Source organism: Phormidesmis sp. 146-33 (genome assembly GCF_052939515.1).
This window is the reverse complement of sequence record NZ_JBJPHU010000067.1, coordinates 1-25,920: the sequence shown is the minus strand read 5'-3', so window position 1 is coordinate 25,920 and position 25,920 is coordinate 1. Positions and strand designations below refer to the sequence as shown.

The window sequence follows — 25,920 nt, the reverse complement described above, 5'->3', positions numbered from 1 at the left end:
ATTAAAAAGATGACGTTAGTTAATGAGCGGATGCTGCATCAAGCTGTGATTTTGAATGTCTAATTGAAATCAGCCTTAGATTGAGCGCTTGATAAAAACTGTTCGATGAATTTCTGAACTTTTTCAACTTGAAAATCTTCGATCAATTTAACCATTAATCGTACAAAAGCTACATACTGCATATCCGACGTTTCTAGCTTTTCTAGCTGCTCTTTTAGCGTTTTGAGACGGCCCGACATCGCTAAGTGATGCAATTGATGCAACTGTTCTATTGAGGGAGGCACAATCTCAGAGGAAGCAGCGATCGCTTCAGATTTATCTGGCTCATTAACCTGCTCATAAATCCATTCTAAATTGAGATGAGTTTGCAGCATTTCTAAGAGCTGATCTGCCTGAACAGGCTTTGGCAAAAACTCAACTGCTCCTGCCGCCAAGCTGATTTTTTGATCAGCTTCAAACACGTTAGCCGAGGAGATGATTACTTTCAACTGCCGAAATTGAGGAAACTCTTTTAGATGTTTGAGAAACTCTAAGCCATTCATAACGGGCATGGTTAAATCCGTAATCACCAGATCAGGCAATACCTCAAACGTTTTATCTAAACCCTCTTGACCGTCGTTAGCTTCAAACAGTTGAAATCCGATCGGGGTGAGTAAGTGGGTCACGATCGACCGATTTTCCCAGCGATCGTCGATGACTAAAATTTTATGTTTTTCACCCACATATCCCACAATTCTTCTCTGTTGCGCTTCTTTAGAGATTTTTACCCAATCAGTGGCTTCCGGAATTTCAACTTCAAACCAGAAGCGGCTACCTTGTGCTTTTTGACTGGTGACGGCGATCGTGCCTCCCATCATCTCGACAATTTTGCGACTGATTGCTAACCCTAATCCAGTTCCTTCTGAGTGACGATCGCGACTGCCAACTTGCTTAAAGGGTAAGAAGATGTTTTCTAATTGGTCAGCAGTCATTCCCACACCTGTATCTTCGACCTCAAAGCAAATAGTGTGCTGTAAATTTTCTTTGGCCTGCGACTTGACTCGAAGCGTGACGGCACCGCGATCGGTAAACTTAATCGCATTTCCCAACAGATTGATCAAAACCTGTCTCAGACGTTTTTCATCTGCATAAACTCCGACTGGAATGTGATCTTCAAACTGATAGGAAAAAGAAATACTCTTCTGCTCGGCTCGAATCCGACAAATCTCTACCACGCCTTGCAAAAAAGTTGGAAAATGGAAATCTTTAGGATAAAGCTCCATCTTCTGAGCTTCAATCTTAGAGAGGTCAAGAATGTCGTTAATTAATGTTAGTAAATGAGAGCCACACTGATGAATAATCTCGATTCCCTGCTGTTCTTTTTGACTCATTGTTTTAGAGCGTTGCAGAATTTGTGTATAGCCCAAGATCCCATTGAGTGGAGTGCGTAACTCATGGCTCATGTTCGCCAAAAATTCGCTCTTTGCGGTGTTGGCTCCATCCGCGATTTCCTTGGCTTTTTTGAGTTCGGCAGTGCGTTGATCCACTCGATTTTCTAATTCCTCAAACGACTCTTTGAGTTGAGCGGCCATTTGATGAAACGACTGCGCCAAGACATCTAATTCATCAGCCCCTTGCACTTCAATTTTGGGGGTGTGGGTGGGGGCTAATCCTGTTCCGTCACTCAGCCGAAATGCTCTCTGAGCATCCGCTTCTGCAAGTTTTTGGCACTCCTGAAGAATGGGTTCTAGACGGCGATTGAGACGACGTACAAATAGCGTGACGACCAGCGCCAAAACTGCACCCGCGCTTAAGGCTCCGATTCCTGTGATCGAAAGGGCCGGAACCAAAACCACCGACTGAGGCACCGCTGCAATCATCAACCACTGAGTGCCTCGAATGCGTTGATAAGCCCAGTATTGATTATCCGATAGCACTAGTCCAGTTTCCTGGGTGCCGATTTGCTTCCAGACATTGACGAGTTGGGGAATATCTTTGTAGGTCGCCAGCGCTTTTGCTTTTTGAGGGTTGGGCGGATAGGCGATCAGATTGCCCTTTTCGCTCAAGATGGCAAAGTAGCCGCCGCCCTCAGTCACCGGAACCTTAACCCGATCGCTCAAAGCCGTGACGTTAATATCAAGTCCGGTGATGCCAATGATGCGATCTTGGTCATCAAAAATGGGCCCGGTATAGGTGGTGAGTGTCAGTCCGTACCATTGATATGGTTCCAGCCAAATGTTTTTTCTAGCAGCGATGACATCGGTGTAGTAGGCTTTTTTGGGGTAGTCGTCGTCTTGAAACAGGTCTGAAAATCGAATGTCAGCGTGGGGTGGCGGCAGCAGTTTGCCAATTTGTTCGGGATTTTTTTGATCGACGTAGAAGTAGGGCCAATACCACTGGCGATCGGGCACCACTTGAAAAGCAGTTTGACCAAAGCCAAGCGCCATCGTCAGAGAAGACCGTTGTTGAAACAAATCAAAAATCAATTGATCGTAAAATTTTGAGTCTCGAAGGCCCTGTCGATGGCTGGTTTTGACGACAGCAGATAGGTTGGTCATGGACTGCTCAACGCTGGCAAGCTCACCTTCGATCGATTTGACCTGCGTGCTCAAGTTGCCCCGAATCTCATCTTTGGCGCGGCTTTCTAACGCTTGATAAAAGAAATAGGACATTCCACCCAAACCGACGAGGGCACTGCCTAACACATAGAGAAATAGCCTCGAACCAATTGACTGATAGATGGAATTTTTCATCGTTCTCACAGGCACACCGTTGATAGAAGCGCTGAATGTAGGAGGTGGAATTTGGAGTTGACCTTTGAGCAAATTCCGTTCGTAACTACGTGGAGCAATCCTCCTTTCTCAACCGTTGCTTCGACTCTTTTTGAAGTCCGCTCGTTGAAGTTTCTTTAAAAGATGGCGGTTGAAATCAGCACGTTCTACAAGTTCTTTCAGAATGCCCAAGCGTATTAGAGAATTTACAAAACTCTCGTCAACTCTTGTGTGAATTTACGGGCTTGATGGCATTAACTTTATTGAAGTTATTTTCAGCACTCAGTATCTACTGACGATCGACTCCTTAAAAACACGTCAGTTCGTTAGAATTTTTCGCTTCGTTATTTTGCACTTCCGCCCCCCAGCCCCCCAATTTTGGGGGACTTTAAGACAAGAATTCCAGTTCAAAGTCCCTCACTTGTGGGGGATTTAGGGGGCGAAGGATCTGTAGCATTCACAAATTGATTGGGTATGAGGAACTTGTGGATGGCTGGGCAGAAAGCTTTGTCAGTTAACCAGGTTCGATCGCCGCTACCCCCTTTCTAAACCCTGGTCAACCTGTTTTCAAGGACGCTTGGACGCTCTAGAAATCCCGTCTCGGTAAAGTAAGAAAAGTAGGTGTCGAGAGAGGGAGCGATCGCCAGACACTTAAGGCTTGTGTCGGTGAGTCCTGCAATCACATTTCGGCAATCTACTTTTTTGAGGGTCAGGGTTTCTAAAGAACTCAGGCAATCTTGAGCAAACAGAGAGCGTAGGGGACTCAAGGCATTTTCAGCGGTGAGCGTGGATAGGGTTGATTGCCACTGAGCGCAGGGGACAAACTGAATCGGGTGGCCGATCGTCTGCATGTAATTCACCAGTTGGCGCAAAGACAGCGTATGGGGATTGACGAGATGAAATGCCTGTCCTAATCGATGGGGCTGATGGGAGAGATGAACGATCGCTCGACTCACATAGTCCACAGGGGTCAAATTCATTTGGAGATCAATATCGGGAGCACTGCCTAATTGAATCAAACCTTTGATCAGGCGGCTCACCAAATCATCCGTTTTAGAAACTCCTGTTTGCTGATGGCCAACGATCATACCGGGGCGATAAATGCAGGTGGGAATGCCGCGATCGTGGGCCGCCATCACCAATTTTTCGGCTACCCATTTGCTCTGAGCGTACCCGTTAAAAAGTCCGTGACTATGCATTAGATTGTCTTGTTCTGTCCATTTTTGGGTATTTACATAAGCAGAAGACTGAAACACATCCAGCGTTGAGATAAAGTGAACTGGTTTGGTTTTGATCTGGCTGGCGAGTCGCAAAATTTCTTGAGTTCCCAAAACGTTGGCAGCGCGGAGAGCAGAGTAGGGATAGATCAGATTGACAAAGGCTCCGTTGTGATAAATGACATCGATTTTGCTGGCCAATTGCTCAAAGCGCTGGGCAGAAATTCCTAAAAGCGGCTGTGACAAATCGCCCAACACGGGTAGAATTCTCGCTGCGTCGATCGACTTGATGCAGGTGTATCGCTCCAGAGTTTGCAGCAGTTTTTGGTGTCCGTCGCGATCGTTCTCGGCCCGTACTAGACAGTAAATATCCGCTTGAGTTTGCGCCAAAAGTTCTTGCAGTAAAAATGTACCCAAAAATCCAGTCGCGCCCGTCAAAAAGATGCGTTGAGGAATAGAATCAGAAACGCTAAACGGAACGTCTGGACAAATCGAAGGATCGAGCAGCGCCTCCGTTTGCAGATCAGCGTCTGTGATCTGAGGAACGATCATATTCCCCAGTTTCAACGACTCAATGATCTGAGCTAACCCCGCGATCGTCGGCGACCGAAACAGAGCCATCAGAGACACCTCGACCCGAAAAGCAGCCTGCACTTGAGAAACCAGTTGTGTCACGAGCAGCGAATGTCCACCCAGGTCAAAAAAGCTGTCATACACGCCTACCTGTTCGAGGCTGAGAATTTGGCTCCAGAGTTGGGCTAGTTGAGTTTCGAGAACGGTGCGAGGAGCGACATAGGGTTCGGTAAGATGGGAGCGATCGCAACCAGGAGCAGGTAGAGCGCGGCGGTCAATTTTGCCATTGGGAGTCAGGGGCAGCGTCTCCAAAATTACGAAGGTACAAGGCACCATAAACACAGGCAGTTTCTCTCGCAAAAAGGCGCGAAGTTGTGGCACGAGTGATTTGGGGTTGGCGGCGCTGAGGGGATCGTTGGCATAGGTGCTGAGTGAGTGAATTTCGATAGTTTGTGCCGGGGTCGGAACTAACCAGGAATTGGTTGGATGGGGCGATCGACGGCAAAAAATTGCATCATAATAGCCCACGCCTTTTGCAGCAGACCAAGTAATTGAGAGGTCAAAGTCAACTTCTGCGCTGAGTTGCCAGAGTGCTTCAGGGTCAAGGGCGGTTTTGAGAGTAGGCAATCGCCGCAAATCTTCTACGGTCTCAGGGGGATTGGATTTGAGCAACTGGACGGCGGCTATTTCTGACAAAATTCGAGCATTGGGAATGTTAGAAATTCCGATCGAGTTGCAGGTTTTATCCAGGAGAATTTGACGAATTTTAGCCAGGGTGAAGTCTTGTTGCCAGTCGAGCCAGCTTGGTTTGGCACTCAAATCACGGCCAGCCTTAACCTGCAACACCACATCGTAACGAAAGCAAGTTAATTCATTGTGATGAACGCCGCGCTTAAGTTGAATCTGCACGCGACTGATTTGAGGTAATCGCTGCTGAAGTGCTATAAAGAATGCCGGATCGATCACCAATTCTCTCTCTTGAGTAACACGATCGCGAATCCGTTGACGTAGTTTTTGAGTCGAGAGCGATGACGGCGCTTGATAAAGTTGCACTGAGGTATGAAACGCTTCTAAGAGGGCCAGATTTCGCACATCGCCGATAAAAATTTGTCCGCCTGGTTTTACCGCCTTAGCCGCCGCTTCTAACACTTCGATCAAATAGGTGATGCTGGGGAAATATTGAACGACAGAATTGAGAACGATCGTGTCAAAACTTTGAGGTTCGAGATCGGTTAAAGCGTTGGCAGCTTTTTGGTGTAGGGTGACGTGTGACCAGTCTGGATGGCGTTGCTGGATTTGTTGCTGAACGTAGTCGATCGCTTGTTGCGTGATATCTGTACCCACGTAGCGATCGCAGTGGGGAGCCAATCGAAATAGTAACAATCCGGTTCCGCAGCCGATCTCTAAAATGCTTTGTGGTTTCAGAGCGAGGATGCGATCGACGGTGTGATGCACCCATTCCTGTAGCTCGTGAGCAGATGTCATTTTTCCGGTGTAGCTGCTATTCCATCCAGCGGTATTGAAAGTGTAATCTAAGCTGTGAGAAGAATCGTTGTAGGCAGTGTTCCAGATCTGTTGCCATTGAGTCGTCATTTGAGCGGCGATTTCAAGTTGAGTTTCGGTCTGTGAGGGTTGCGATCGGGGAACAACGTAAGCCACAAGCTGTTTTTCTTCAGTGTCTCCGTGGGCGATTACGGCCGTTTCTTTGACTTGAGGATGTTGACTGAGAGCCGTTTCGATGTCGCCAAGCTCAATGCGGTGTCCGCGAATTTTGACCTGATGATCGACTCGTCCGATAAACTGGATGCTGCCATCGGGTAGATATCTGGCCAAGTCTCCTGTTTGATAAAGGCGGGCACCTGGTCGATCGCTAAACGGGTCAGGAATAAATTTCTCTTGCGTCAAGTCAGGACGATTGAAGTAGCCCCGCGCCACCCCGTCTCCCCCGATGTAGATTTCTCCTGGCATTCCTGTTTCTACCTGCTTGAGCGCATCTCCCTGGCGACGGGCGGGTTCTGCAATGAGATAGATTTGAGTGTTGGCGATCGCATGACCAAGCGGCACTGGGTTTGCATCCAACTCCATTTTGTGAACCATTGACCAGACGGTTGTTTCGGTTGGGCCATACATCTGCCAGAGCGCGCCGCCTCTTGTGAGTAATTGGTCAGCCAGCGATCGGGTCAAAGCTTCTCCACCACAGAGCATTTTGAGTTTGCCATCGCCCTGCCAGCCCGCGCTGATCAACATTCTCCAGGTTGAGGGAGTCGCCTGCATTAGGGTCACAGTAGAACTGGTTAGCAGGTTGGCTAATTGCACGCCGTGAGCGGCAGTTTCGCGGCTGGCCAATAGGATCTGAGCGCCGACGATCAAAGGTAAGAAAAGCTCTAAAACCGCAATGTCAAAGGAGAGGGTGGTGATCGCTAAAATGACATCTTCTGGGGCCAGTCCGGGTTCTTCTCGCATTGAGTTGAGAAAATTGACCGCAGCGCGTGGTGAGTGATCTGAACGCCCTTGGGGTTGCCCGTTGAGCCAGAGGTGTAGATGGTGTAAGCCAAATTTTTGGCAGTCACCGTGCAAGGTAGATTTTCAAAAGAATGGGCTGTCGTCCAGGTTTGATCGAGACAGATAATTTGAGTTTGGGACTGAGGCAAGCGATCGAGCAAGTCTTTTTGAGTCAACAAAATCGCCAGTTGGGTGTCTTGGATGACGAATGCCAGTCGATCAAGGGGATAGTTGGGGTCGAGCGGCACATAAGCACCTCCCGCTTTGAGAATAGCGAGCAGGGCAACCAGCATTTCTGGCGATCGCTCCAAACAAACTCCGACCAGGCTCTCTGGCTTGACTCCCAAAGTCTTTAAATAATGGGCAAGCTGGTTAGCTTTTTGATTGAGTGCTTGATAGGTGAGGGAGCGATCGTTAAACGTAATCGCAATTTTGTCAGGTGTTAGGAAGACTTGACGTTCTACAAGCTGCTGAATCGAGACGCTTTGATCATCAGAAAGCATCGTTTCTCCTAATTAAGTTTTGACGAATGAATGCGGAGTAACCAAGGATACAAACTGCTAAATTCTCAATACAAAACCCAGAATTTAGGATTTACTAGTTTGATGCGGCGGAGCGAAGACTTTACGCTTCATCTGGCAGCGATCGCAATCAATTGTAAATCTTGCAGACTATTCTACCGATAGAGTACTGAATTTTATTGAACTGCACGAAAGCTGATTTTCTCAGTATCCAGCAATCGCACGGTTTCATGCGGTCGGTAACGATTGAAGGGTTCTTAAAAATTGTATAAAAACGAACACTGAAGATCGCGCCTAAACTCCTCGAAGACCTAACCCTGTGCTGCAAAACACAAGCGTTGTCCAATCTTTCTTGATGAGTTGTGCTGTATGAGGAGACGATCGACCTTTAAGTTAAGCCGCCGCAATTTTAACGTGAATTTGATAGAGTTTTTTCGCTTCGTTGTTCACGGCTTCTGCCCCCCAACCCCCCATTCTGGGGGACTTTAAGAGAGGAATTCTGGTTCAAAGTCCCCCAGAATGGGGGATTTAGGGGGCTGCCTGGAGTGATCGCCACAGCGAGGGATTTCATCGAATTCACGTAATTTTAACGTGAGTTCGACGGAGGATAGAAGCGCAAAAGGAAAGCTGAGACTACCGTTGAAAGTAACGTAAATCTCTCAAGTCTCAGCTATGGACACCATCGTATCGCACTTGGATTTGACTACCATCTTCTGGGAGGTGGACGACTTCTGTGAGCAGTTTGAGCGGGCTTGGTCGTGTCAAGCTCAACTACCTGCCGCAGGTGGAACCAGGCACTATCGATCACGAATGCGCTTCAGTGAAGTGATGACGATCTTGATTGCGTTTCATGGATCGGGGATGAGAACGTTCAAAGACTTTTATACGTTGACAGTGCTGCCCTACTGGCGGAAAGCCTTTCCTAACTTGGTCAGCTACACGCGCTTTGTCGAATTAATGCCCTGGTGCTTGATGCTGCTGTGCTGCTTCGCCAATACCCGCAAAGGAGAAATGACCGGACTTGCTTTCATCGACTCGACACCCCTTGAAGTGTGTCATCCCGCACGCGCTCACGCGCACAAAGTCTTTCAAAACCTCGTGGGTTGGGGCAAAAGTTCAATCGGGTGGAAGTTTGGCTTCAAGCTGCATCTAATGATTAATGATCGTGGAGAACTCTTGGCGTTCAAACTGACTCCTGCCAATACCGATGACCGCCAACCGGTTCCCGAAATGACCCAAGACTTGATCGGACAACTCTTTGGAGATCGCGGCTACATCAGTCAAAAATTGTTCGAGGAACTCTACGATCGCGGTCTACAACTCGTGACCAAATCCAAGAAAAATATGAAGCAACGCCTGGTCAAGCTGATGGATAAAATCTTGCTTCGCAAGCGGTCGCTAATTGAATCGGTCAACGATCAACTGAAGAACGTTTGTCAGATCGAGCATTCTCGACATCGTAGTTGCTGGAATTTCTTGGTCAACTTGGCGGCAGGACTGATCGCTTATACCTACCAGCCCAAGTTGCCATCCTTAGATCTTCAACCTAAAGGCTTGCCGGCTCTGCCCCCTGCCATTTTTTAGTCCATCGAACTCACGTTAATTTTAGAATTTCACGAAAAAAAACAAAATGCTGGCTGCATCAAAATTTCACCAACTCCATCCTCAAATTTTCCCGCAACTTTTAAGGGCACACGCACCCACCCGGAAAAGCAGACCCGCAAGCCAGCGCGTCATCCCTCATCCCTCATCCCTCATCCCTCATCCCTCATCCCTACAGAAACGATCGCTTCTACCCATCGGACAATTCCAGCGACTAGCGTTTCCAGTTCAACGGGTTTGGCAAGATGTTGCTGAAAACCTGCCGCCAGAATTTTATGTTGATTTGATTCGCCCGCGTAGGCGGTCAGCGCGATCGCCGGAATCGATCCGCCTTGTTCGGGGGGCAAGCTTCTGACGTGATGAATGAGGGCATAGCCGTCCATGTCTGGCATTCCAATATCACTGAGCAGCAAATCTGGCTTTTCTTGAGACAAAACCTCGATCGCCTGCCGGGCCGTGGGAACCGAAGTCACGATCGCGCCCTGCTGTTGGAGCATAAACCCAACCAATTCTCGATTGTCTGCCTCGTCATCCACTAATAGAATGCGTAAGCCTTTGAGCCGCGCCGGGACAGATAGACAGGAAATAGAGTCGTGATTTTGCAGGTCGTTCTGCCCATCTTTTGAATCATCGACATCTCTCTGAATCGTCTGTCTCGCACCCTCTTGATGAATGGGAAGCCTGACCGTAAATGTCGCACCCAGCCCCTCACCCGGACTGTCTACTTGAATGGTGCCACCGTGCAACTCGACCAGATGACGCACGATCGCCAGTCCCAATCCCAAGCCACTATGCGATCGCGTCGTTGTACTGTCTGCCTGCCTGAAGCGATCGAACACTCTGGGTAAAAAGTCGGGATGAATTCCAATCCCTGTATCGGTTACTTTAATTTGGGCAAAAGGAGTGTGAGATGGGTTCTGCTCAGTCGCTAACTCAACGGTGACTCGGCCAGCCTGGGGCGTAAACTTAATGGCATTGGTTAGAAGGTTACAAATAATTTGTTGGAGACGAGTCGGATCACCCCAAACTCGAACGATCGCACCCTCCAAACCCGGTGACACGATCTGAATCGATTTGGCTTCGGCTTGTGGCCGCACAGAGTCTAAAGCAGCGTCAACAATCGCAGTTAAGTTGATGGCGTAGCAGTTGAGCTTTAACTTGCCGCGAATGATTTGAGAAACATCGAGAATATCTTCGATCAGTTGTGATTGCGATTCGGCATTGCGTTCGATCGTCTCCAGAGCGCGAGCCGTTGTTTTTTCGTCAAACTTTTTAGACCGCAGCAGACGTGCCCACCCCAACATCGAATTTAACGGCGTGCGGAGTTCGTGAGAGAGGACGGCTAGAAACTCATCTTTCATTCGATTGGCGGTTTCGGCTTCTTGACGGGCCACCTGTTCGCGAAAGACTTGCTCCTGGATGGCTTCGGCTTGTTTGCGCTCGGTGATGTCCTCGATCGTGCCCACATAGCCCAACAATTCTCCGTGAGCCGAAAGCATTGGTGACGATCGTATCTGTGTCCAGCGAGTGCCTTCCAAGGTTTGAAAGCGCAACTCCTGAGAATATTCTCGACCCTGACGAGTGTAGATTGACCAGCTAGAAAGTGCTTTCTCGCGATCGTCGGGATGAATAGACGCAAACCAACCCTTAGCCAAACTTTCTTCGGCTGACAAGCCACAAATTGCCTGAAATCGAGGATTGGCGTAGCTACATTGACCAGAGGGATCGATCACAAAAATGCCCGACGGAGAACAGGCGCTCAAAGACTGAAACCGTTCTTCACTTTGGCGGAGTTCTGCATTCATCGCCACCAGTTGCGCCGTCTGCCGCTTGACCGCTTCGGTCTTTTTGAACAGATCCACAAACACCGTCACCTTGGAGGTGAGTACAGAAGCCTCGATCGGCTTAAACAAATAATCGACCGCTCCCAGCGAATAGCCCTTAAACATCAGGTGATCGCTGGTGCTAAAAGCGGTGAGAAAGATAATTGGCGTTTGGCGCGATCGCGGTCGATTGCGAATCAAGGTAGCCGTCTCAAAGCCATCCATTCCCGGCATCTGCACATCCAGCAAAATCATCGCAAAGTCTTGATGCAGCAGACACCTCAAGGCTTTTTCTCCTGATGAGGCTCTGACCAGATTTTCACCCAGGCCTTCTAGTATCGCTTCTAGGGCAAGGAGATTTTCGGGTTGGTCGTCCACCATCAGGATGTTGACTGGCTCGGCTGACATAGGCTTTTTCTCAAACAGCATCACAAACAAAGGTTCACCAAAAAAGCAGCGATTTGAGAAAGCGGTAACACCTGATCGATCGAGGTGGCCGCGATCGCCGATTCTGGCATGGTCGGACTTTCAGCAGTTTTGGGGTCTTGTACGATCGTAACCCCTCCCTGCGCTTTGATGGTAGCTAATCCCTTTGCGCCGTCGTGATTTGCCCCGGTTAACAACATTCCAATCACTTGATGTCGATAGACCTCGGCGGCTGACTCAAACAAGACATCGATCGAGGGTCGCGCAAACGAAACGGGATCATCAACAGACAGGGCAAAGTTTCCCGGCTCGATCAGCAAGTGATAGTCAGGTGGGGCAATGTAGATGTGCCCCGGTAAAATCTCTTCTTTATCTTCAACGTCGCAAATCGGCAAAGCACTATACCGCTGTAGCAGTTGACTCAGGGAACGGTCAGAGTCTGGGTGTCGATGTTGAACGATCGCGATCGGCACTGTAAAACTCTCTGGTATCTCTGGTATCACTTTTTTGAGAGCGGACAATCCCCCCAGAGACGTACCGATCACCACCAGAGCAAAGGGAGATTCAATAGAAGCCATTAGCAGAGACGACGATAGAGTTTTTCGGTGCGCGAAAGTTCTTCATATTGGGGTGCGTGCGACGTAAAGCGAATTGTTTCCTGCTTGCCCAAGCCGAGAATACCAAAGGTACAAAGGCTATTGTAAAAAAGTTCGTGAACGTGCTGTTGAAGGGTGCGATCGAAGTAAATTAATACATTTCGACAGCAGATGAGATTGAATTCATTAAAAGAGCTATCGGTCGCCAGATTATGTTGTGAGAAGAGAATGTTGTCTCGCAAAGATGACCGAAAAATGGCGTGGTCGTAGGCGGCGGTATAGTACTCAGAAAACGATCGCCGTCCGCCTGCCTTGAGATAAAGCTGGGTGTAGCTCTGCATCAATGACAATGGAAAGATGCCACTTTTTGCTTTTTGTAACACCTGCTCGTTGGTGTCGGTGGCATAGATGCGGCAGCGGTGATATAGCCCTTCTTCTTGGAGCAAAATCGCCATTGAGTAAACTTCTTCGCCCGTCGAGCAGCCTGCGTGCCAGATCCGGATAAAGGGATAGGTTCGCAGCAATGGGATCACCTGATTTCTAAAGGCAAGAAAGAAACTGGGATCACGAAACATGGCCGTCACATTCACGGTCAGACTGCTGAGAAAGCGATCGAGACAGGAGCGATCGTGCAAAATTTGAGCCTGAAGTGCAGAAACTGTAGGAATCTGCTCAGTGGCTAAAAATTTACGAATCCGACGCTTGAGAGACGAGGGGGCATAGTTGCGAAAGTCATAGCCGTAGAAGCGATACATTCCCTCTAACAGCAAATGGATTTCGATGTCCTCCAGCGTGCAGAGGGCTTGGGATGGCGGTGACGAGAGAGACATAACTCATCAGTTCACAGTTGAGAACACTATCAAGGATTTATAGAAGAATTTATAGAAGAATTTATAGAAGAGTTTATAGAAGAATTTATAGAAAAGTTTATAGATTGAGGATTGATAAAATTCAGCGCTTTGCGATCAAGTTTAAATAGGCTTGCAATAGACTTGCACAATTGGGATAACTTTTTCTGTAGCATTGCTGAATCGTGGGATGAATTGCCTCAAAGCGGAGGGGGTTCAAAGTCCCCCAATTTTGGGGGATTTAGGGGGCGAAAAGATGGACACTTCCCACGCATTCATCCCTCCAATCAGCAACGCCCCTTTTCTGTAACCCAACAATTTCTAAAGAGTACGCAAATTGAGCGAGATGGGCTACCCTCTGGCGATCGAACATTTTGTATAAAGACTATTCCCCCTTGCAGAGAGTGTGCCTGTCTAGAGTCCTACCGTGTATACATAAGTCGATTGATCTGTACTTGCTGTAATCCTTCGCCCCCTAAATCCCCCATTCTGGGGGACTTTGAACGCTGATCAGGGTTCTAAACTCTGGAAGTTTTTTTTGCTTAAAGTCCCCCAGAATGGGGGATTTAGGGGGCTGAAGCCGACTAGAACGAAGTGAGTATGGACTTGTGTGTACACCGTAGGTCTAGAGTCGAGGAGTCTGATTGCCACTCCGAACAGGGAAAGTCAGGGATTGAAGACAATTCGGTAGCGTTTGTTACAGAAATATTTTAGAATATTAGAGTCAAAGAAAATTCAGTTTAATCATTGAAACTGTCGTTTGTGAATCATGAATACTACTGTTCAAGGTAATTCTTCTAAAATTGCCGCTCAACATCAAGCCGCGATCCTCGCTTCACTGTCTCACCGGATCGCCGTTGCCAAAGCGTCTCAAAATGTTGAACTCGTTTTCCTCTTAGAGCAAGAACGCCGCCAATTAGCTCAAGTAGATCGTCACGGAGTGCAAGCGGTCACCAACCACCTCAAACAAGCCTGGAACAATTGGATGAGAGCGATCGATGAGTCTTCTCGGCTCTCGGTTGAGCGAATTGTAGGTGATTCGGGTGTGATTTTGTGGCGGGCTTACGACCCGATGACGGGCAAAACACTCTACGCCGAATCGACCTCAGAAGTCGTGCAATGGATCGAAGACAACCGTCTGGGTGAATAGAGACGTTAGGAGATTTCCTTTAATAAATTTACCCGGCTGTCTCCATTGAGAGTTCTGAAAGTCAAAGTCCCCCAGAATTGGGGGATTTGGGGGGCTTCCCAAGGTTGGTAACTTCTTTGCTAGAAATCTCCTAATGTCCAAACTCCTCATCGATACAGCCAGACTCGCAGCAAAGAGATCAACTGTTCGGTATCGACGGGTTTTGTGATGTAGTCTGAGGCTCCCACTTCAATACACTTTTCTCGATCGCCCTGCATGGCCTTGGCTGTGAGTGCGACGATCGGAAGGGTGCGGTACTGCTCCTGTTGGCGAATGGCGCGAGTCGTTTCGTAGCCGTCCATTTCAGGCATCATCACATCCATCAAAATCGCGTCAGTGTCGGGATTGGCTTGCAGCACTTCGATGCCATCTCGACCATTTTCGGCGTAGATCACTTCCATTTCGTATTGTTCTAATAAGCTGGTCAGGGCAAAGATATTTCGCATATCGTCGTCAATGACCAGCACTTTTTTGTGAGCTAAAACCGGATCACTTTGTCGAAGTTCTTCTAAGATTTCACGCTTGGGTTGCGGCAAGTTGGCCTGAACGCGATGTAAGAAAAGGGCTGTTTCGTCGAGAAGTCGTTCGGGCGATCGTACGTCTTTGATGATGATCGTTTCGGCGAGCCGTTTTAGCCGAGTTTCTTCGGGGCGGGTCAGTTCTTTACCTGTGTAGACGATGATCGGTAAGCTGGCAAGTTCGGATTCTTGCTTGATCTGCTCAATTAGATCAAAGCCGCTCATGTCGGGCAGTCCCAGATCCATGACAACACAATCAAAGCGCTGCGATCGTAGTCTAGAAAGTGCTTCTGCTCCCGTTCCGACGGTTGTACTCTGAACGTCACCATTGCCAATCAGTTCAGCAATACTATTAGCTTGTACAGCGTCATCTTCGATGATCAAAAGTGATTTCACCGGACGATCAATAAAGCCTTTGATGTTGGTAAAAATCTGATTGAGGGTTTCGGATGAGACGGGCTTTTGTAGATATGCGATCGCGCCCAAACTTAATCCTCGCTGCTGTTGGTCATCACTCGACAAAATGTGAATCGGAATGTGACGAGTTTCGGGGTTGTGTTTGAGGCGATCGAGTACCGTCCAGCCGTCCATATCGGGCAGGTGAATGTCTAACATAATTGCATTGGGCTTGAAGTGCTGCGCCAGCGACAAACCGGGCTGACTTCTCAATGCCACGATTACTTTAAACCCTTGCTGACGAGCCATCTCAAGCAAAATGCGGGCAAAATTAATGTCGTCTTCGATGATCAAAAGCACGCGATCTCTTCGAGATACCCGCAAGGGGTCGTTGGGCTGAATCTGATCGCGATCGTCGGCGATTTCGGAAGCTGGCAGCGAAGGGACAGGGACAATCAATTCGGGGACGGACGATGGCAGGGGTTGCAGAGCCGTCGCAGGTAAGGAGGGCTTTTCTGTCGCCTTGAGCACTTGCGGTAGATAAAGGGTAAACGTGCTGCCCTGTCCGGGTTGGCTGACGAGTTGAATGCTGCCTCCTAGCAATTGAGCGAGTTCGCGACTGATCGACAATCCCAACCCGGTGCCTCCATATTTGCGGCTGGTCGTACCGTCGGCTTGCTGAAACGCTTCAAAAATAATCTTCTGCTTTTCTGGGAGAATTCCAATTCCGGTATCACTGACGGCAAAGGCGATCGTCGGTTCATCACGTTGAGTCTGAACAGAAGCAATACTTAGCGTCACGCCGCCCTGATCAGTAAATTTGAACGCATTGGACAATAGATTTTTGAGAACCTGTTGGAGACGTTTGATATCGGTGGTGATGGTGGGTGGAAGATCGGGGGAGAGGGCGATCGTAAAGCTGAGTCCCTTACTTTGGGCTACTTGATTAAAGGTTCGCTCTAGATAGAGCCGCAACTCGTTCAGATGTAACGTCTCAAGCTCAAGTGAAATGGTGCCCGATTCAATTTTTGCCAGGTCTAAAATATCGTTAATTAACTCCAGCAGATCGTTGCCAGAAGAATAGATTGTCCGGCTGTACTCGGTCTGTTTTTCGGTCAAATTGCCATCATTGTTGTCTGCCAAAAGTCGCGCCAAAATTAACAAACTATTGAGGGGCGTTCTCAACTCATGAGACATATTCGCCAAAAACTCAGACTTGTATTTAGAAGATAGGGTCAACTGTGCAGCTTTTTCTTCGAGTTCTACTCGCGCTTGTTCGATCGCTTGATTTTTCTGTTCGACTTCGCGTTTTTGAATCGCTAACAATTCTGCTTTTTCTTCGAGTTCCTGGTTTAGCTGCTGCAATTCTTCATTGGTTTGTTTCAGTTCTTCTTGCTGTTCTTTTAATAAAAATTCTGATTCCTCCAGAGCTTTGGTTTGTTGGTGTAGTCGCTGATTACTTTCCTCAAGTTCTTCCTGTTGGACTTGCAGTTCTTCGGTGAGAGTTTGAGATTCTTCGAGTAGTTGTTGGGTTCGCATATCGGCAGCGATCGTATTCAACGCCACCCCGATCGCTTCAGCAAGCTCGTCTAATAACGTTAGGTGCAAATCACGAAATCGCTGAAAAGATGCTAACTCCAGCACGCCTGTTACCTGATTCTCAAACAAAATTGGCAACACTAAAATATTTAACGGCAACGCTGACCCCAACCCAGAGTGAATCCGAATATAATCATTGGGGACATCAGTTAATAGAATTCTTTGTTTTTCTAAAGCACACTGCCCAACTAACCCTTCACCCAGCCGAAACTCATTTGATAAATGCCTGCGTTCTTGATAGGCGTAGCTACTCAGCATTTTTAGCACGGGCTGATCTTCAACCGACCTCATCACATAAAAAACGCCCTGCTGTGCGCCTACCAGAGGAGCCAAATTCGACAAAATCAGACGGGAAACGGCTTCTAAATCGCGCTGTCCTTGAAGCTGTTGACCGACTTCTGCCAGGTTTGTTTTGAGCCAGGTTTGCTGATCATTTCGCTCAGTGGTCTCCCGCAAATTGACCATCATCTGATTAAAAGTGCGTGTGAGAATGCCGACTTCATCTTGACGATCACTCTCCGGCAGCCTTACCGACAAATCTCCCCCAGCAATGCGTTCTGCGGCTTCTGAGACTTCTTTGAGCGGTTTAGAAATCGTGCGCGACAGCAAATAGCCAATCAGCGCCAAAATCAAAAAAGTCAGTGGAATGCCATACGTGACGCTGCTCAAGGTGTTGGCGGCGGCGGACTCTGCGGCTCCGGCGCGCAATCGCAGCAACTCTTGCTCTTCGGCTTTCATACGATCGCTAATGCGCCGAATATTATCCATCGTCTCCTTCCCGCGACCACTACGGACAAATTCGATGGCGGCTTCCGCTTGTTGGGACTGTCTCAACTGCACACTTTCTTGAAGCTGATCGAGCCGGGTCGTAATTTGCGGCTCCAGGCGATCAAGATTGCTTTGCTGGCTGGGGTTATCTGCGGTCAGTCGGCGCAAATCCTGAATTTTCTGATTAATGTTTTTGATGGCAGCGTTGTATGGCTCTAGATAACGCGGTTCTCCGGTGAGCAAAAAGCCTCGCTGTCCGGTTTCTGCATCTTTAATCAGAGAAAGAATTTCTTGGAGCGTTGCCAAAACCTGGTAAGTGTGGGTTTCTTGACGCGCTGTGGTCACCAGTTGGTTTGTTCCATGATGGGAGATGGTGCCGATCGTGGCGAGAATTGCTAACCCAACTGCAAAACTTGCGCCAATTTTAGTGCCGATTTTCAGACGATTCAACATTGAGGATAAAGAAAGGCAGTCTCTAAATAATTGCGTTTCTTTTCTGAGCTTACCAAAATTGAGCGAAAAGCCCCTCGCCTTCAGGCACTACGGTGTATACACAAGTCTATACTCACTTCGTTCTAGTCGGCTTCAGCCCCCTAAATCCCCCCTTCTGGGGGACTTTAAGCAAAAAAGACTTTCAGAATTTAGAACCCTGATCAGCGTTCAAAGTCCCCCAGAAGGGGGGATTTAGGGGGCGAAGGATTACGGCAAGTACAGATCCAATCGACTTATGTAGACACGGTAGCGCCTTTAGGCAGGGGGATGGATAGCGAGGGGCGATCGCCCCAATCTCTCACGGCAAGGAACGTAGAAATTCCCGCAGGATGTCCGTTTTAGTTCGCTTTGCTTTTTTGGCATACCGTTCAAGCTTTTTCATCTCTTCCTCAGAAACTCTAACGTGAAGTTGTTTTTCAGCCATTTTGTGTACCAGTGTGATACACTTATTCTAGTGGAAAGGTAATCAACCACTCTAAAAACCTAGCCGTCGAAAGACGCGCTGCACCTTGAAAATTGAATCGATGCGGTTCTACTGCATTTTTCTAGACTCCCCCTCGCAGTCGGTAAAAGATTCAGAGGAGCTAGACGAACAGCATTTGAAGCAAATTCGTTCCAACGACAAACAGGACTTGCGATGGCGCAAATAGGGTAGGGCATACCCGAATTAACGCTTGGGGAGAGTCCCACCTCTGGGCCAGAGACTGCAAGGAATCTAGTTTAAGTGGTCTCGATGAGCCAAGAATCCCCGTGGCTTTAGCCCTGGAGAGTGTCAACCACTTGTCTTCCCGTGTTGACTCTGGACAAAAAGTATACATGAACCAAGGCGTTCGTGACTCACAAATATTGTGTCAGCAGGGACTTGAGTTGATCGGTTTGAATCGGCTTACTGAGGTAATCAGTGGCCCCGGCTGCTAGACAGCGTTCTCGATCGCCCCGCATCGCCATCGCCGTAATCATCACAACTGGGAGATGTTGCCATTTGGGATTTTGTCGCAGGGTAGCCAATAAATCTAGTCCCGTCACCCCGTTGGGTAACTGCACATCCAATAAAATTAAGTCGGGATTTACAGCTTGAATGTCTTCTAAGAAGCGAGTGCTATCGGTTGAATGCATCACCTGGTAACCAAGCGCACTCAAAAAGTCTTGGAGCAGCAAAGCGCTGTTTTGATCATCCTCAACAACTAGAATTCGCCCTTGATCTTGAGCAGGATGCGTTGGTCTCACAGAACTGTCTGCCTCAGTAGATCGCACTGAAACATCTGACGGCATAGCAGGCTGAAACTGAAGTAAACCGGGTGGCTCATCGGGTAAATAGAGCGTGAACTGACTTCCCTTTCCGGCGATCGACTTCACCGTGATATCGCCTCCATGCAGTTTTGCTAAATTGCGCGCTAAGACCAATCCTAGTCCAGTCCCTTCATAGCGTCGGTTAAGTTGACTATCTACTTGACTAAACGGCTGAAACAATAGCGGCAGCTTCTTTTCGGCGATGCCAATCCCCGTATCTGCGATGGTAAAAGTGATGCCATGAGGCTGTTTTTGAACGATGAGCGAAACTTTGCCGCTGGGCGTAAATTTAATGGCGTTTGACAAAAGATTCAATAAGATTTGTTTGAGACGACGCACATCCGCCATACAGAAATTTGCGTTTGGATCAAGGTGGGTGGTTAGCTGCAAGCCACGATCGTAGGCGCGTTCTCGTACCAAACTGAGACAGCTATTACACACTTCTTGCACACAGAGAGAGGTGAAAGAGAGTTCTTCTTTTCCCGCTTCGACTTTTGCTAGATCGAGAATGTCGTTGATTAGCGATAGTAGATGTTCACCACTGCTATGAATACAAGTGACATATTCTTGTTGTTTGTCGTTGAGCGGCCCAAAAAACTCCTGCTGCAATAGTTGTGAGAGTCCCATAATGGAGTTAAGCGGCGTTCGCAGTTCGTGGCTCATGTTGGCCAAAAATTCGCTTTTGGCTCGATTGGCAGATTCAGAAATCAGTTTCTCTTGTTCTAATGCCTGGGTACGTTTTTGGACTAATTGTTCTAGTCGTTTGTAGCTTTGGGCGTTGTAGAGGGCGATCGCTGCCTGGTCAGCAATTCTCTCTAATAAATCTATCTCTTCGACGGTAAAGGTTCTGCAACTCGTCGTCATGTGTAGACACAACCCTCCAGCCAGCTTGTTGTGAACGAAGATCGGCACGCTCAACACCGATAAGGTTTTGGAAGATAAGGTTTTGGAAGACAAACTGGCGAAGTTGGGCGCGTGAAAGACTTGTCGATCGCCAAAGGCAACAATGGAATTTAACAAGTCAGGACATTGAGACGCGATCGTTCTAGCTCCTTTAACAGACTGAGCTTGACTCTGAGCATGCCACTCACTGAGAACCTGGACTTCTTGGGCGGCAATGGCAAAAATCAGAGCGCGATCGACGCTAAAGCACTGTCCCGTGTGGTTCACAATCTGCTGTAACACATAGGCTAGATCAAGACTGGAATTTAGAGTGCGGCTGATTTGATTGAGCAGTTGTTCTCGTTGGGCCTGTTGTTTGACTTGCTGAAAGAGTTGCGCCTGTTGAATCGCGATCGCCATCTGCGTTCCTAATTGTCGCAGCAAATCAATCTCAAACGGTTGCCAGTCTCGCGGCTCACTACACTGATGGGCACAGAGTAACCCCCACAACTGGTTGTTGAAGACGATCGGCACCAACAACATCGCTCGAAGCTGTAACGGGGCCAACAATTCGAGATAACAGGGACTTAAGTTGGCCTGGTAAATATCCGCGATCGCAGAGATCCGTCCCTGCTGATATTGGGTGGCATAGTCTGCATCAAAGCAAGGGTCATGCAGTGGATCGCCCAAAATAGACAAACAGTGCGGAGCAACTGACTCAACGACAAACTTACCGCCGCGATCGACTTCAATCTGATAGAGGACAGTTCGTTCGACTTGCAAAAAGTTACGCACTTCGGCAACGGCCGTTTCTAAAATTTCGTCGAGATCTAGCGACTGGCGAATCCGGGCTGCAATTGCACCGAGTAAGCGATCGCGCTCTGCCTGTTTTCGCAACGTTTGATTAGATTGTAAGAGTTGCTCAGTTCGGTCTTTGACCTGAATTTCTAAATCAGCACGAGCCAGTTGTAGCGCCTGTTCGGACTGTTGAAGACGAGCCACCATTTGAGACGATGCTGACAAGTGACGACGCAGTTCTAATTGAGTGATGACCTGGCTGGCTAAAACGCGCAAAAATCGGCTTTGTTCGGCTGTCAGTTGACGAGGAATGCGATCGATGACGCACAAGGTTCCGATCGGGTATCCCTGGGGCGTGATCAGGGGCATTCCTGCGTAGAAGCGGATTTTGGGGTCAGAGGTCACCAGCGGATTATTTGCAAAGCGGCTATCTTGAAGGGCATCCTCAACGACCAATAGATCGGACTGCAAAATAGTGTGAGCGCAAAAGGCGACTCGTCGCGCAGTTTCTGACACCTCTAGCCCCACTTTGGATTTGAACCATTGGCGATCGCGATCCACTAGACAGACCAGCGCGATCGGGGTGTCACAAAAGTGGGCTGCTAGTTCAGTGATTTCGTCAAAGTCTGATTCTGAGGGAGTATCAAGAACATTGTAGTGATGCAAAGCGTCGAGTCTTGCGGCTTCATCACGGGGCAAAGGAGATGGCATCATGGAGCGATCGCGATCCGGAGGTGAACTTGACGTTATCGGCTGAGAGACGGTAGACAGAAAAGATTTTAACCAGGAAGCTTTGGTAAATTGAAGCAGGATCGAGGGCCATGCAGACCCGGATTGGCTCAATTCACAACCTTGTGACAATTGCCTCTATGTGAACTAATGATACATTTCTTAATCTTAATGAGATCAGAGGTCAACTAAGAATCAGTCTTAGGGTAGAAGCATGAGATTTAGGCTGTATTAAACCAGTTAAGTAGGGGAATCGATGCGGTTTTCGTCGCTCAGAGTCACCCTAACTTGGGGTTTGTTGAAAGGGCAGTTTTTGGGCCGCTCATATGAGAATTGTGAATTAAACAAAATCCTGATCTATGAGGTGTGAAGCCCTACGCGAAACGTAAGACCTCAAGGAGTCGCCGATGGGTTGACGTGGATAAAGAATGTTTTAACAAAAAATAAGACTAAATCTGGAGATTTCTTCCAAACCTAGCCTTATCTTGTGATATTTGAACGGGCTAGGAGGGATTCGAACCCCCGACACCGTGGTCCGTAGCCACGTGCTCTAGTCCACTGAGCTACAAGCCCTCGCTCACTGATAGGATCATCATACTATTAGAAAGGGCCAAATGACAAAAGATTCTTCGATTTCTTCTAAAAATTCAGAATCCGATGCTTTACTCAGCCATTTAGATGCTCAGGGACAGGCGCAAATGGTGGACGTTTCGGCGAAATCGATGACGGTGAGACAGGCGATCGCGCTGGGTCGAGTCAAAATGTTGCCCAAGACGATGGCGGCGATCGAGGCAGGCAACGCACCCAAAGGTGATGTGTTGGGGACGGCGAGACTTGCGGGGATTATGGCAGCCAAGCAAACCGCAAATTTGATTCCGCTTTGTCATCCGCTGCCCTTACAAAAAGTGGAGGTCACGATCGAGCCTGATCCCACTTTACCGGGCTATCAGATTCGGGCGGAGGTGAGAATCAAGGCGGAGACAGGGGTAGAAATGGAGGCCTTGACGGCGGTTTCGGTGGCGGCTTTGACGCTTTATGATATGGCCAAGGCGCTCGAAAAATCGATTCAAATCGAGCAAATTTATCTGTTGAGCAAAACGGGCGGAAAATCGGGAGACTATCAGCGTGAGTGATTTTTTGTCCACTTATGGGTTTTTGATGGTCTCGATGGTGTTGGGGGCGCTGTTGGGGTTGTCGTTATATTTGCCGCTGATGGCGGGGCAGTTGTCGCTGGCAAGTCCTGGGTTTTATGCGTTGGGCGGTTATGTTGCGGCGATTCTTTCGACTCAAGTATTTAAAGTTGAAGGGGCGTATCCGATCGTTCTCCTCTTATTTGAAATGCTAACTGCGGGCGTGATTTGTGGACTGTTAGGAATTGTAGTGGGCGTTCCGGCGTTGCGATTGAGGGGAATTTATTTAGCGATCGCGACGATCGCCTTTGTGGAAATTTTGCGCGTGCTCTCGCTCAATCTAGAAATCACCGGGGGAGCCGTTGGCATCTTTGGCATTCCGCAACCGTTTGGGAGTGCGATCGAGTATCTGTGGATTGCGCTGCCGCTATTGTTAGTCAGTATGGGATTTGTGTATCGGCTTGAGAAAATTCGAGTGGGTCGGGCGTTAATTGCGATTCGAGAAGATGAGTTAGCAGCCGATGCGATGGGAATCAATCCCACGTATTACAAAGTGCTTGCGTTCGTGTTGGGGGCGATGCTAGCGGGTGTGGTTGGTGCGATTAGCGCTCATTTTCTCAATACGTGGAATGCTCGACAAGGAACCTTTGATGCCAGCATTATTTATTTAACGTTTGTGTTGATTGGCGGCTCTAGAACATTCATCGGGCCAGTATTGGGCGGAATGGTCTTTACAGCGTTGCCAGAGATTTTGCGGGCCGTTGCAGATGTTCCGGGTTTACCGATGTGGTTAGCGCAATTTTTACGAGACGGACGGTTGATTGTTTTTGGATTTTTGATTGTAATCGGGACGATCTTTTTCCCTCAAGGGTGGATCACTCCTGATTTGTTGAAGCGGCGGCGCTCTCAATAGCGTGACTCTTCCGATCGGACGATCCACTCGTCTAAAAAACAAGCTATAAAAGCAGTGATCTGGCGAGGAATTCTGTGTTGAGCAGACTGCAAAAAGGAATGATTTTGGTCGCGATCGGGATAGGATTTGCGATCGTGTTGCAGCTTCCCTATCAATTAATTGCGCCGTTTAATCCTGGTTCTGCTGCGGTGCAGATGACGCGGGCGACTCCTGCCAATCGTTTGCTTGAGACAATGGGCGTGGCGGTCAAAGTTCACTATGCGTCTGACAAAGACTACGCTGTGATCAAATCAAAGTTAGGTGGACTGGGCATTCGCTATCTCAGAGATGGCGGGTCGGGAGAATCTTACTACCGTCGAGTCCGAGAATTGTCGCAAATTGGTGGCTTTAAGTGGACGATGGTGATGGACCCTCGCGATGGGTTTACGGGCGAAAACGTTCCTGAGAAAGGCATTGTTCCAATCTTGCCCCACGTGATTGCGGTTGAGGGGCCCAATGAATGGGATGTACAGTCTAATCTGAAGTATAAAGATCAATCGTTTCCGATCGCCACGCGCACCTTTCAGTCGGAGATGTATCGAGCGATCAAAAACTATCGTCATCCCAATGCGGCGATTCAGTCACAGGTGAGAGCGATTCGAGTGTTGACTCCTTCTCTCGCGTTTCACCAAAATGCAGGAAGACAGGGCGTTGTAGACGCTGACATGGGAAATTTGCACTCCTATCCAGGGGGCACTTCGGCACTGCCCGATCGAGGGTTAGATGACAATGTGCGATCGATGCGACGGTTATTAAGACTGCCTCGATCGCCACTCGTCGCCACTGAGACAGGATATTGCAATGACCTGAATCGGCAGGGCTGTACGAATCAAGGCGGCGTGACGGAGCGATCGTCGGCAAAATATGCCACTCGGATGTATTTAGAGTATTTTCTACGCGGTATTTATCGCACTCATTTGTATAACTTTTCGCTGGATGAGTGGAGTCTATTTTTGCGGCGAGATGGATCGGTTAAGCCTGCTTATAGTGCGGTGCGTGATTTCATTCAAGTGCTCAAAGATTCGGGAGGGGCTTTTTCTCCAACGTCGTTACGCTACAGTCTTTCTGGCAATACTCAGGATGTAAAATCAGTGTTGTTACAAAAACGCAACGGTGCATTCTATTTAGTGTTGTGGCTTAATGTTCTCAGTGTGAAGTCAGACTTTAAAGATGTGGAGACTGCACGATCGCTGACTCTTAATTTGGGAGATCGCATATCTCAAGCAAATTTATACCTGCCCACATTCAACGGAACGACTCCTCAAAAAACTTATCGCAATCCTCGCAGCATTTCTTTAAGTGTTCCCGATCATCCTTTGATTGTGGAACTTAGATAGCCTTTGTTAAGTCACACTATCTTTTGTCGCCCTAGTTTTGAAGTAATCCCAATACATTGAGATGCGGCTGCAATTTTTGTTTTTTAATTTGGTCAGCAGCATTCAACAAAGTATCTGTTTGACCAGTTTTTTTAGTCTACTTTAAAGCACTTCTGCCCCCCAAGCTGCCAATTCTGGGGGACTTTTAGACAAGATTTCTGGTTCAAAGTCCCTCACAGGTGGATGATTTGGGGAGCAACCCGGATCGGCTCAACTTAATTGATTATGGAGTCGATCGTAAAGTCCCTTATCTCCTCTAATCCGTTCCTCCCCAAGTCCAATTTGGGTTTCCATTCTTCACTGATTTGTTGAGGATCACCGTTGTCGAATCGTTGGCATCGCTCATTCCAGTCATGTCAAGAATCAAGTAAGCTTTACCGCCCACAAAGCGCATCCGTAGATAAGAATGTCCCTGATAGGCTGCACCACCCACTTTTGCCATGCTGGCCGTCGCTCTACATTTACTGTATTGTGGCTTGAGCTTGCCCACCCAGGTAACACTAAAATCATCTGTGGCTGCGATCGCAACCTTTTCAACAATGGCGCTCAAATTTGCCGACCCGTCGATCGTATACCCTCCCTCACGATAAGGGCGCGAAGCTTCAGTCAAAACCACTTTCTCAGGGCAGCGACCATTAGAACCTTGAGCGTCGATCGCGTCTAATACTCGCATCTCAATACTGGCAGCACTCGCTGAAACGGCTGGAAGCACCGACAAGATAGCTACGCCCACACTCAATAAAGCAGCGTTCCATTGCATAAAACTAACTCAGAACTGTGTATTATTTCTATTTAGTCAAATACACGAAGGATGAATAAGTTTCCTGAAACCGAGGTTACATAGAAGAGGTTACATAGAAAGCGTTTAATCGATATGAACTTAGTGTAGTTTTTGGTGTGTGATTCGTTCAGCCTAAACAGATAGCAATATCTGGGGACGGCT

General features: G+C 48.2%; 15 protein-coding genes and 1 tRNA gene. 5 read left to right on the top strand and 11 right to left on the bottom strand.

Going from position 1 to position 25,920, the window contains the following annotated elements; all coding sequences use genetic code 11:
* Positions 1–59: 59 nt before the first annotated feature.
* The 3 genes from ACJ2PR_RS22870 to ACJ2PR_RS22860 form a co-directional block, all read right to left on the bottom strand.
* Positions 60–2,732, bottom strand: coding sequence for an ATP-binding protein (locus ACJ2PR_RS22870; RefSeq protein WP_446878684.1), 2,673 nt, complete (start codon positions 2,730–2,732; stop codon positions 60–62).
* Between the two features lie 563 nt (positions 2,733–3,295).
* The gene (locus tag ACJ2PR_RS22865; protein ID WP_446878683.1) at positions 3,296–7,003 is read right to left on the bottom strand and encodes a thioester reductase domain-containing protein; all 3,708 of its coding nucleotides are present in this window, start codon (positions 7,001–7,003) and stop codon (positions 3,296–3,298) included.
* Positions 6,961–7,545 (bottom strand): AMP-binding protein, encoded by a 585-nt coding sequence (locus ACJ2PR_RS22860; RefSeq protein WP_446878682.1) that lies wholly within the window; start codon positions 7,543–7,545, stop codon positions 6,961–6,963. The genes ACJ2PR_RS22865 and ACJ2PR_RS22860 overlap by 43 nt, the downstream gene beginning before the upstream one ends.
* A 711-nt stretch (positions 7,546–8,256) precedes the next feature.
* On the opposite strand from ACJ2PR_RS22860, the gene ACJ2PR_RS22855 reads away from it, so the two are divergent.
* The gene (locus ACJ2PR_RS22855) at positions 8,257–9,147 is read left to right on the top strand and encodes an IS982 family transposase (RefSeq protein WP_446878692.1); all 891 of its coding nucleotides are present in this window, start codon (positions 8,257–8,259) and stop codon (positions 9,145–9,147) included.
* Positions 9,148–9,317: 170 nt separating this feature from the next.
* Here the strand turns inward: ACJ2PR_RS22855 and ACJ2PR_RS22850 are convergent, their stop codons facing one another.
* From ACJ2PR_RS22850 to ACJ2PR_RS22840, 3 genes are read right to left on the bottom strand one after another with little or no spacing between them, the layout of a single operon-like run.
* A complete protein-coding gene (locus ACJ2PR_RS22850; RefSeq protein WP_446878681.1) occupies positions 9,318–11,396 on the bottom strand; it encodes a hybrid sensor histidine kinase/response regulator in 2,079 nt (692 codons plus the stop codon).
* Positions 11,397–11,416: 20 nt separating this feature from the next.
* A complete protein-coding gene (locus ACJ2PR_RS22845) occupies positions 11,417–11,992 on the bottom strand; it encodes a chemotaxis protein CheB (RefSeq protein ID WP_446861078.1) in 576 nt (191 codons plus the stop codon).
* On the bottom strand, positions 11,992–12,840 hold the full coding sequence (locus ACJ2PR_RS22840) for a CheR family methyltransferase (RefSeq protein WP_446878680.1): 849 nt from the start codon (positions 12,838–12,840) through the stop codon (positions 11,992–11,994). The genes ACJ2PR_RS22845 and ACJ2PR_RS22840 overlap by 1 nt, the downstream gene beginning before the upstream one ends.
* 787 nt (positions 12,841–13,627) lie before the next feature.
* Between ACJ2PR_RS22840 and ACJ2PR_RS22835 the strand changes: the two genes are divergently transcribed.
* Positions 13,628–14,008 (top strand): hypothetical protein, encoded by a 381-nt coding sequence (locus tag ACJ2PR_RS22835; protein WP_446861080.1) that lies wholly within the window; start codon positions 13,628–13,630, stop codon positions 14,006–14,008.
* 146 nt (positions 14,009–14,154) lie between these two features.
* On the opposite strand, the gene ACJ2PR_RS22830 is transcribed toward ACJ2PR_RS22835, so the two are convergent.
* From ACJ2PR_RS22830 to ACJ2PR_RS22815, 4 genes are all read right to left on the bottom strand, one after another.
* Positions 14,155–17,781: a response regulator gene (locus ACJ2PR_RS22830; RefSeq protein WP_446878679.1), complete on the bottom strand. Its 3,627-nt coding sequence runs from the start codon at positions 17,779–17,781 to the stop codon at positions 14,155–14,157.
* A 337-nt stretch (positions 17,782–18,118) separates the two neighbouring features.
* On the bottom strand, positions 18,119–18,244 hold the full coding sequence (locus ACJ2PR_RS22825) for a ribbon-helix-helix protein, CopG family (RefSeq protein WP_446878678.1): 126 nt from the start codon (positions 18,242–18,244) through the stop codon (positions 18,119–18,121).
* Between the two features lie 413 nt (positions 18,245–18,657).
* Positions 18,658–21,504, bottom strand: coding sequence for a GAF domain-containing protein (locus tag ACJ2PR_RS22820; RefSeq protein WP_446878677.1), 2,847 nt, complete (start codon positions 21,502–21,504; stop codon positions 18,658–18,660).
* A 514-nt stretch (positions 21,505–22,018) separates the two neighbouring features.
* Positions 22,019–22,092: transfer RNA gene (locus tag ACJ2PR_RS22815), tRNA-Arg, on the bottom strand.
* A gap of 41 nt (positions 22,093–22,133) precedes the next feature.
* Here ACJ2PR_RS22815 and moaC point away from each other — a divergent pair.
* The 3 genes from moaC to ACJ2PR_RS22800 all read left to right on the top strand — a co-directional run bounded on the left by moaC (position 22,134) and on the right by ACJ2PR_RS22800 (position 24,938).
* A complete protein-coding gene (gene moaC / locus ACJ2PR_RS22810; protein WP_446861083.1) occupies positions 22,134–22,652 on the top strand; it encodes a cyclic pyranopterin monophosphate synthase MoaC in 519 nt (172 codons plus the stop codon).
* Positions 22,645–23,562 carry a branched-chain amino acid ABC transporter permease gene (locus ACJ2PR_RS22805; protein ID WP_446861084.1) on the top strand — a complete coding sequence of 306 codons (918 nt, stop codon included), beginning with the start codon at positions 22,645–22,647 and terminating at the stop codon, positions 23,560–23,562. Before moaC ends, ACJ2PR_RS22805 begins: the two co-directional genes overlap by 8 nt.
* A gap of 77 nt (positions 23,563–23,639) precedes the next feature.
* A complete protein-coding gene (locus ACJ2PR_RS22800) occupies positions 23,640–24,938 on the top strand; it encodes a hypothetical protein (protein WP_446878676.1) in 1,299 nt (432 codons plus the stop codon).
* A gap of 295 nt (positions 24,939–25,233) precedes the next feature.
* Here ACJ2PR_RS22800 and ACJ2PR_RS22795 read toward each other — a convergent pair whose 3' ends face one another.
* Positions 25,234–25,737 (bottom strand): hypothetical protein, encoded by a 504-nt coding sequence (locus ACJ2PR_RS22795; protein ID WP_446871069.1) that lies wholly within the window; start codon positions 25,735–25,737, stop codon positions 25,234–25,236.
* Positions 25,738–25,920: the final 183 nt, after the last annotated feature.

Excerpts from the sequence above, each read along its gene's own strand:
- ACJ2PR_RS22825 (WP_446878678.1), bottom strand. The coding sequence starts at position 18,244 with ATGGCTGAAAAACAACTTCACGTTAGAGTTTCTGAGGAAGAGATGAAA.
- ACJ2PR_RS22835 (WP_446861080.1), top strand. The coding sequence starts at position 13,628 with ATGAATACTACTGTTCAAGGTAATTCTTCTAAAATTGCCGCTCAACAT.
- ACJ2PR_RS22820 (WP_446878677.1), bottom strand. The coding sequence starts at position 21,504 with ATGATGCCATCTCCTTTGCCCCGTGATGAAGCCGCAAGACTCGACGCT.
- ACJ2PR_RS22860 (WP_446878682.1), bottom strand. The coding sequence starts at position 7,545 with ATGCTTTCTGATGATCAAAGCGTCTCGATTCAGCAGCTTGTAGAACGT.
- ACJ2PR_RS22870 (WP_446878684.1), bottom strand. The coding sequence starts at position 2,732 with ATGAAAAATTCCATCTATCAGTCAATTGGTTCGAGGCTATTTCTCTAT.
- ACJ2PR_RS22850 (WP_446878681.1), bottom strand. The coding sequence starts at position 11,396 with ATGTCAGCCGAGCCAGTCAACATCCTGATGGTGGACGACCAACCCGAA.
- ACJ2PR_RS22795 (WP_446871069.1), bottom strand. The coding sequence starts at position 25,737 with ATGCAATGGAACGCTGCTTTATTGAGTGTGGGCGTAGCTATCTTGTCG.
- ACJ2PR_RS22845 (WP_446861078.1), bottom strand. The coding sequence starts at position 11,992 with ATGGCTTCTATTGAATCTCCCTTTGCTCTGGTGGTGATCGGTACGTCT.
- ACJ2PR_RS22840 (WP_446878680.1), bottom strand. The coding sequence starts at position 12,840 with ATGTCTCTCTCGTCACCGCCATCCCAAGCCCTCTGCACGCTGGAGGAC.
- ACJ2PR_RS22865 (WP_446878683.1), bottom strand. The coding sequence starts at position 7,003 with ATGCGAGAAGAACCCGGACTGGCCCCAGAAGATGTCATTTTAGCGATC.
- moaC (WP_446861083.1), top strand. The coding sequence starts at position 22,134 with ATGACAAAAGATTCTTCGATTTCTTCTAAAAATTCAGAATCCGATGCT.
- ACJ2PR_RS22830 (WP_446878679.1), bottom strand. The coding sequence starts at position 17,781 with ATGTTGAATCGTCTGAAAATCGGCACTAAAATTGGCGCAAGTTTTGCA.